This is a genomic window from Paraburkholderia sp. BR14320 (genome assembly GCF_040948665.1).
GTDB classification, from domain to species: Bacteria; Pseudomonadota; Gammaproteobacteria; order Burkholderiales; family Burkholderiaceae; genus Paraburkholderia; species Paraburkholderia youngii.
Map to the genome: position 1 here is coordinate 1 of NZ_JBFPKG010000111.1, position 6,514 is coordinate 6,514.

Genomic DNA, 6,514 nt, shown 5'->3' on the forward strand with positions numbered 1-6,514 from the left:
CAGCAGCGCGAGGGCGTGATTATCGCGAACCTCGTGAATCTGTGGAACAGCTTCGGCAAGGCCGTTTGCGTCAAAAAGCTCTAGTTGCGTCCGCAACCAACTGCGGGCCTACCCTGCTGAACAAAGCGCTGCATCGGCGAACGCCTGCTGACGCACGCGCTTGCGTCGCAGGAAGGCGAAGGCGTAATCATCGCCTTCCTGCTGAATCGGTGGAACGCCTTGGGCAAACCGGTTTGCGTCAAAAATGCATAGTCGCGTCCATAGCACGGGAACTTGTACCCATCCGGACAAAGCCCATTATGCGACACCCCGAATGGCCGGAGTCGTTTATCACGTCAGAGCCCCAGCGACACCATCTCCGTTTGCGGCGAAGCCTCGTCAGCGCCGGAGCGTCTCCGAAGGCGCCTCATGGAACTGCTTGCGATAGTTGCTCAGGAGCGTTGATCGATTCTGCACACCCCACTTCTTGGCCGTGGTCAATACCGTCCGCTCGCCATTGAGAGAATCGTCGAGCAGTTCCCCGCGAATCCGTTCCATCCGCAGTCGGCGAATGAGCTCGGTTGGCGAAAGGCCCAGCGAATGCCTGAAAGCGCTTTGCAATGCACGCTCAGTCACGCCGACCTCCGCTGCCACTTCACGCACCGAGAGATCGCGTCTGTCGAGGTTTTCCTGCAAATAGCGATACGCGCGCCGATAACGCGCGGGCAGGCGCGTGGCGACATCGTCCAGTTGTGGCGCCTGCCGTGCCGCGTTGCTCGCGTACGATACCAACGCTTGCGCATCGTCGCGCAGGCACTGCGCGGCGATCAGTGCGTAACGGCCGAAGTTCCGCATTGCTTCGCGGCTGCGCCCGAGCGACTGATGCGTCTTCGCAACTGCGTACAAATACTCAAGCTGCCGACGTCCAGTCGACGTCGCATGGTCGATTCGATGCAACGGTTCGAGCAGCACCTCGGCTGACTGCGGCGCGTCGGCCGTGAGCGCGGCCAGTACCGCTTCGAGCCGCGTGGTGCGCAGATAGCCGACGAAACCGCGCTGCTGGGCCCATTTAAGATGCGCGAAAATGGCGTCGAGCGCGGCGCGTTCCCCACCCGCAAGCGCGCGCAATCGACGCAAATAGTCGACACGTTGCCTCAACAGCGGCGTACAGACGTCCAATGCCTCGACCTCATGAAGATCGGCCTCGTTGCTCGCCGACGACTCCAGGCCGAGGCCACCGGCTACGTCCCCAGCGCGCAGCGGGTGGGCGCCGAGGCCCGATTGCCAGTACGCGTGGTCGCTCAGCAATGCGGCGCCGCGTACTTCCCGCTGCACGGCGAGGTCGAAACACAAAGTGACAACAATCTCGCGCCAGTGACCAAGCAATGGTTCCCTAATAGCGGCTGCGAGCTTGTCGAGCGCATCGCTCGAATCTCGCGAACGGCCGAACTCCTGCAACGTGCCCACGATGCCGAGCTGCGCCTCAACCTGTTGCGCCGCGCTAACGTCCGGTTCCTCGAGGAGCCGTGCAAAGCACGTCAGCGCCGTAGCAGGCCGGTGACGGAACAGCGCCTGCCAGCCAGCGTTGCGGCACGACGCCACGCGGATCGCTTGGCGCGACGAGCGGATTGCCTTCTGCGCGTAGTGATATTGCTCTTCAGCCTCCTCGAAGACGCCGAGAGTCATCTGCATGTCGGCATGCAGGCGCAGCAGCTCGGGCGAGTCTTCGGCACCTCGCGCTATCTCCGACCAGCGGCTCGCCTGCGCGACCGCCTGTTGAATGTCCCCGTCGCGCACCTTGCTGAGAAAACCGTCCGGCAGATCCTGCACGGACGACGACGCGACCAAAGGAAAGTAAAATGTCAAAAACATTGCGCTCCTCCTCGTTGATGCGCATGCAGCTCCGGGCGTCGGCACACACGTCCACTACACACTGATCGTTGCAAGTGCCACCATCGGGGACCTCGAATAACCCGCGGTTTTCAGTGAATTCTTCCGCTTCGGTCGTAGCTGACCGCTATCAACGTCATTGCAAAACTCGCCCGACCTTGGACGATCGTGCACGAATCGAAGAAATTCTCGAAGTGCTGACTGCCGTGCGTGCTGGCCGTATCGGTCTCGATCCGCCCGCGGGAGCTGGGTGCATCGGGCGACGGACGCGAACACTGGACAAATCTTCGCCGCACTGATGCGACGAGGCGGTCGCGGCCTCATTCGCTGCGCGTTGTTGCATAAATTCGGGCCACTGTGCATGTGCTGGTCCAAGCGTCGCACCTGGCGCAAGGTTGACGAAGGCGGTGGCGAAGTGTTGGCTGATTTGCTCGACCAGATTTCCGCTGACGCGGCAATTGACACCATCGGTGGCGACGCCGCTTATGACACGAAGGCGTGCCATGTGCGGATTGCGGCGCGCGGCGCGGCCCCGTCTGTTCCGCCGCATGAGGGCTCGACGTCGTGGCCAGAGAGCACGCCCGGCGCGGCATGGCGCAATGCCATCGATTCGCTTGCGCAAAGCAGCAGACGTGAATAGAAGCAGGCAAGCGGCTACCACCGTCGATCGCTGGCCGCGGCCCTGATGTACGGAAAAAGCGTTTTGTCGTGCAGGGTCTTGCTGGTCTGCCTGACAAAGCGCGCCCCGGGCGACCGCGCGCGCATGACTGACCACAGCGACGATCAACAGCCCGGAGCGGTTCGCCATCAGGATGTGGCCGTGGTAGCACAGGGTGGCTGGACTGGTTCTCTTGAACAGACGTCCGTCCGTATCCCTGCTCGACTCATGCGTATCGTTGCTGCGCCGCTTGCCTTTCCAGTCCGTGTCGGCATTGCCTCCGCCGCTTGCTGGCGGCCCATTGTCCGAGCCATCCTTTGCACGGAAGCTCTTGCTGACATGTGCACCAAATAGTGCGTGACGCGTTATACGAGTATGAAGACGAAAAATGATGCTCGAAAGTTGGACGGAGCCACGCAAGCACACATGAGAAAAATGGTTGTGCAGGCGGTGCGTGGCGGGATGACGCAGACTGCGGCGGCAAACATCTACGGTGTGAGCCTGCGAGCGGTGAGCAAATGGATGAAGCTCTCGCGCGAAAGCGGATGGAGAGCGCTGAGGCCGGGCAAGCGAGGCCGCCAACCATGAAGTGGCCGGCTGAATTACACCCAGGCCGTGAATATCCGCAAACTGATCATCGAACGGATGCCGGACCAACTGGCGTTGCCGTTCTACCTGTGGACGCGCGAATCGGTGGCGCAGTTGATCGAGCAGCAGTACGGCATCACGGTGTCGGCGACGACGGCGGGCCAATACCTCAAGACTTGGGGCATGAGTGCCCAGAAGCCGGTGCGTCGTGCCTATGAGAGGAACGACGCAGCGATTGCGCGATGGCTGGACGAGCACTATCCCACGATTGCGAAAGAAGCGAAGCAGGAAGAGCCAACCATCCTTTGGGGTGACGAAACGGGGCTGCGAAGTGACCACGTCAGCGGAACGGGCTTCGCCCTCAAAGGGCAAACGCCGCTGGTACGCGCAACGGGACAGCGCTTTGACTGCAACATGATCTCCGCGATATCCAATCGGAGGATGTTGAGCTTCATGGTGTTCGAGGGGACGTTCAAGAATGCAACCTTCATCGAATTCCTTAAGCGCCTGCTCAAGCAGGTCACCCGAAAGATCTACCTGATCGTGGACGGACATCCAGTGCACCGGTCCGTGGCCGTCAGACGCTTCGTCGCCGACAACGCCGAACGCCTGCGTCTGATCCGGCTGCCAGGGTATTGCCCTGAACTGAACCCGGACGAACTGCTCAATCAGGACGTGAAGACCAATGTGTTTGGCAAGCGCCGGCCGACCAGCAAGGCGGAAATGATCGGCAACGTCCGTCGACACCTGCATCGTCGGCAAAAGGAGCCCCACGTGATTCGCAACCCGTTCAAAGAAAAGCATGTTAGTTATGCCGTTTAAAAAACTCCGCACTACTTGTTGCACTGAAGTATGACTGGCCCATGCCTGATCAGCGTACCGTCCACCGAGAAATGCTCCCCTGAAAGCAGGCCACGCTGGTCGGTCAACTCATGACTTCAGTGAAAAACGCTTCCACGACTTCATGCTCCAGCAGCCGGTCGCGGTTTCTTCGAGAACACCGAGTGGTCCCGAACAGCGAGTCCTGCATCTCATCAATCTCGCGCATCGCACTCATCGGCCCACCTCATGAACACGATATCCATAACGCCTTCCCTCAAACCCCGTTTACACGGGACACAAAATCAACAGCCTGCTAGAGCGTGTTAGGCACTTTATGTCGGACCTGGTATCCTGGCGGAATGAAAAGACGCAGGCCCTACCCAACAGATGTATCGGATGAAGAGTGGTTTTTCGCCGCTCCGTACCTGACCTTGATGAACAAGGACGCTCCGCAGCGCCGCTACGAACTGCGCGAAATGTTCAACGCACTGCACTGGATCGTACGTGCCGGTGCCCCGTGGCGTTTGTTGCCCAATGACTTTCCGCCGTGGGAACTGGTCTACCAGCAGACGCAACGCTGGGTTCAGGCGGGCTGCTTCGAGGCCATGGTGAGCGATTTGCGTTCGATCATCCGGGTCGCCCAAGACCGCCGTGGTCAACCCAGCGCGGTCATCCTCGATGGCCGTGCCCTCCAATCGACGTGCGAAAGCGGCGCACGCGCAGGCTACGACGGATACAAACGCAAGAAAGGCAGCAAGGTACATATGGCGGTGGACACACGTTGGGACAACTGCTCGCGGTGCATGTGACGCCGGCCAACGAGCAGGAGCGCGCGCAGGTTGGAGAACTGGCGCGTCAGGTTCAGCAGGCCACGGGCCAGACGGTCAAGGTGGCGTTCGCGGATCAGGGATATACCGGCGAAGAGCCCGCGCAGGCGGCACTTGACGAGGGGATTGAACTTCAGGTCATCAGGTTGCCAGAGGCGAAAAAGGGCTTCGTGCTGTTGCCGCGCCGCTGGGTGGTTGAGCGCAGCTTCGGCTGGCTCAACCGCTTCCGCCGACTCGCAAGAGACTACGAGCGATTGCCCGAAACTCTGGCTGGCTTGCACTTCGTCGTCTTCTCCGTGCTTATGCTTGTTCACTTTGCAACCCTTAACAAAAGTTGCTGACACCCTCTGATCGGCGAACGTGTCTGTTTCTGATGGCGCTGCGCTTTCTTGCCCGTACTTAGGATTTCCAAAATGTTGCAAAGAGCGGAGGTCTTTCGGGTCGCCCGTGAACGATTCCTCACAACGTCCTCGCCGATGTCAGCGACTACCCCGGGACGTATAAACAGTATTTCGTTAAATATTCTCATTCAATCCATGGTCGACAACATGATGCCATCGATCCATCCCGTTTCTCTATCAAATTTATTTGAGGCACTGCATACCTTGACTTGGGTTCAACTGGTTGGGGGTTTTCTGATGTGCGTAAATTTGTCTGCATGCCGCATGGGGACTGACTTTTAAGGTCCGCATCCAACCGCAAGGCGATCTTCGATCGCGGCATGATCCCGAACATGCCAGAGAACCCGCGTGGGCGCAAAACACCGAAGCGCGGCCGCAAGCAGTGCTTTGCGGCACTGTCACGTTAAATTGGTCGCGACGTAATAGTGGGGGGGCAACGCGCTTGCTCAGAAAACGGGCGGAACCTAGGTGATCTCTGTGAAGCGATGCCAGTCGGCGAAGCGTGTAGCAAGCTGTTTGCGATAGAGCGAGGCGCGTAGCAGGTGTCGCTTCAGAGCGAAGTGCTGCCGGATCGGACCGAAGCTCGATAGGAAAGCCTGCGTGCGCTCTGGATCGCGAAAGCCACGCATGCGTCGCTCGCGTTCGCGGGTCGGCTGATGACTGTTTTCGGCCCGGTTATTGACCCGCGCGCTGGCTTTGACAAAGACGTGCTTGACGCAAGCCAGTGCGGGAATCTCGGCTTTCGCCGCCCGATAGCTGCGCAGCTGGTCAGTCACGATCTTGCGCGGTGCCTCAGGGCACGCGGCAAGCACGCGCCTGAAAAACCGCTTCGCTGCTGCCTTGTCGCGGTGCTTCTGTAGCAGGATATCGAGTTCGGCACCGTGTTGATCGACGGCGCGCCACAACAGGTAAGGCTCACCGCGCAACGTCACAAATACTTCGTCAAGGTGCCATGTGGTGCCGGGCTTGCGACGCGACGCTTTCACACGGTGTGCGAAGCACGTGCCGAACTTATCGCACCCGCGTTGTACCGTTTCGTAGCTGACGATAACCCCGCGCTCGAACAGCAGCTCTTCGATATCGCGCAGGCTGGGCTGGAACCTGAAATACCAACGCACCGCGCAACTGATGACCGATGCGGGAAAGCGATGACCGTGGTACAGCGATTTTGCATTTTTCATCATGCGATCTTATCCAACCATCTCGATAACGTGACAATGCCCCCGAAGGTGAAAACGCCAACAAGCCGAAAATCTAACTCACGTCGAGCCCGGTCAAGCTCATCGACGACTCGAAAAGCAGTTCATGGATGAGCGCGCCGGCGAGGGTACTGTCGCAATAAGGAAGCT

4 protein-coding genes and 4 pseudogenes are annotated in these 6,514 nt (G+C 59.6%); 4 read left to right on the forward strand and 4 right to left on the reverse strand.

The window, feature by feature from the left end; all coding sequences use genetic code 11:
- Positions 1–378: 378 nt before the first annotated feature.
- Positions 379–1,851 (reverse strand): helix-turn-helix domain-containing protein, encoded by a 1,473-nt coding sequence (locus AB3X89_RS38485; protein ID WP_368587851.1) that lies wholly within the window; start codon positions 1,849–1,851, stop codon positions 379–381.
- Between the two features lie 427 nt (positions 1,852–2,278).
- On the opposite strand from AB3X89_RS38485, the pseudogene AB3X89_RS38490 reads away from it, so the two are divergent.
- Positions 2,279–2,506 (forward strand): annotated as a pseudogene (locus tag AB3X89_RS38490) (IS5/IS1182 family transposase); the annotation flags it as partial.
- Between the two features lie 123 nt (positions 2,507–2,629).
- On the opposite strand, the pseudogene AB3X89_RS38495 reads toward AB3X89_RS38490, so the two are convergent.
- Positions 2,630–2,860 (reverse strand): annotated as a pseudogene (locus AB3X89_RS38495) (IS5/IS1182 family transposase); the annotation flags it as partial.
- A gap of 102 nt (positions 2,861–2,962) precedes the next feature.
- On the opposite strand from AB3X89_RS38495, the gene AB3X89_RS38500 reads away from it, so the two are divergent.
- Both AB3X89_RS38500 and AB3X89_RS38505 read left to right on the forward strand, forming a co-directional pair.
- Positions 2,963–3,115, forward strand: coding sequence for a helix-turn-helix domain-containing protein (locus AB3X89_RS38500; RefSeq protein ID WP_368587853.1), 153 nt, complete (start codon positions 2,963–2,965; stop codon positions 3,113–3,115).
- A gap of 27 nt (positions 3,116–3,142) precedes the next feature.
- Positions 3,143–3,937, forward strand: a complete 795-nt coding sequence (locus AB3X89_RS38505; RefSeq protein ID WP_368587852.1) for an IS630 family transposase — start codon at positions 3,143–3,145, stop codon at positions 3,935–3,937.
- Positions 3,938–3,967: 30 nt separating this feature from the next.
- Here AB3X89_RS38505 and AB3X89_RS38510 read toward each other — a convergent pair.
- A pseudogene (locus AB3X89_RS38510) lies at positions 3,968–4,134 on the reverse strand (IS5/IS1182 family transposase); the annotation flags it as partial.
- A gap of 162 nt (positions 4,135–4,296) precedes the next feature.
- Here AB3X89_RS38510 and AB3X89_RS38515 point away from each other — a divergent pair.
- Positions 4,297–5,105 (forward strand): annotated as a pseudogene (locus AB3X89_RS38515) (IS5 family transposase).
- Positions 5,106–5,629: 524 nt separating this feature from the next.
- On the opposite strand, the gene AB3X89_RS38520 reads toward AB3X89_RS38515, so the two are convergent.
- The gene (locus tag AB3X89_RS38520; RefSeq protein WP_368587854.1) at positions 5,630–6,346 is read right to left on the reverse strand and encodes an IS6 family transposase; all 717 of its coding nucleotides are present in this window, start codon (positions 6,344–6,346) and stop codon (positions 5,630–5,632) included.
- Between the last annotated feature and the right edge of the window lie 168 nt (positions 6,347–6,514).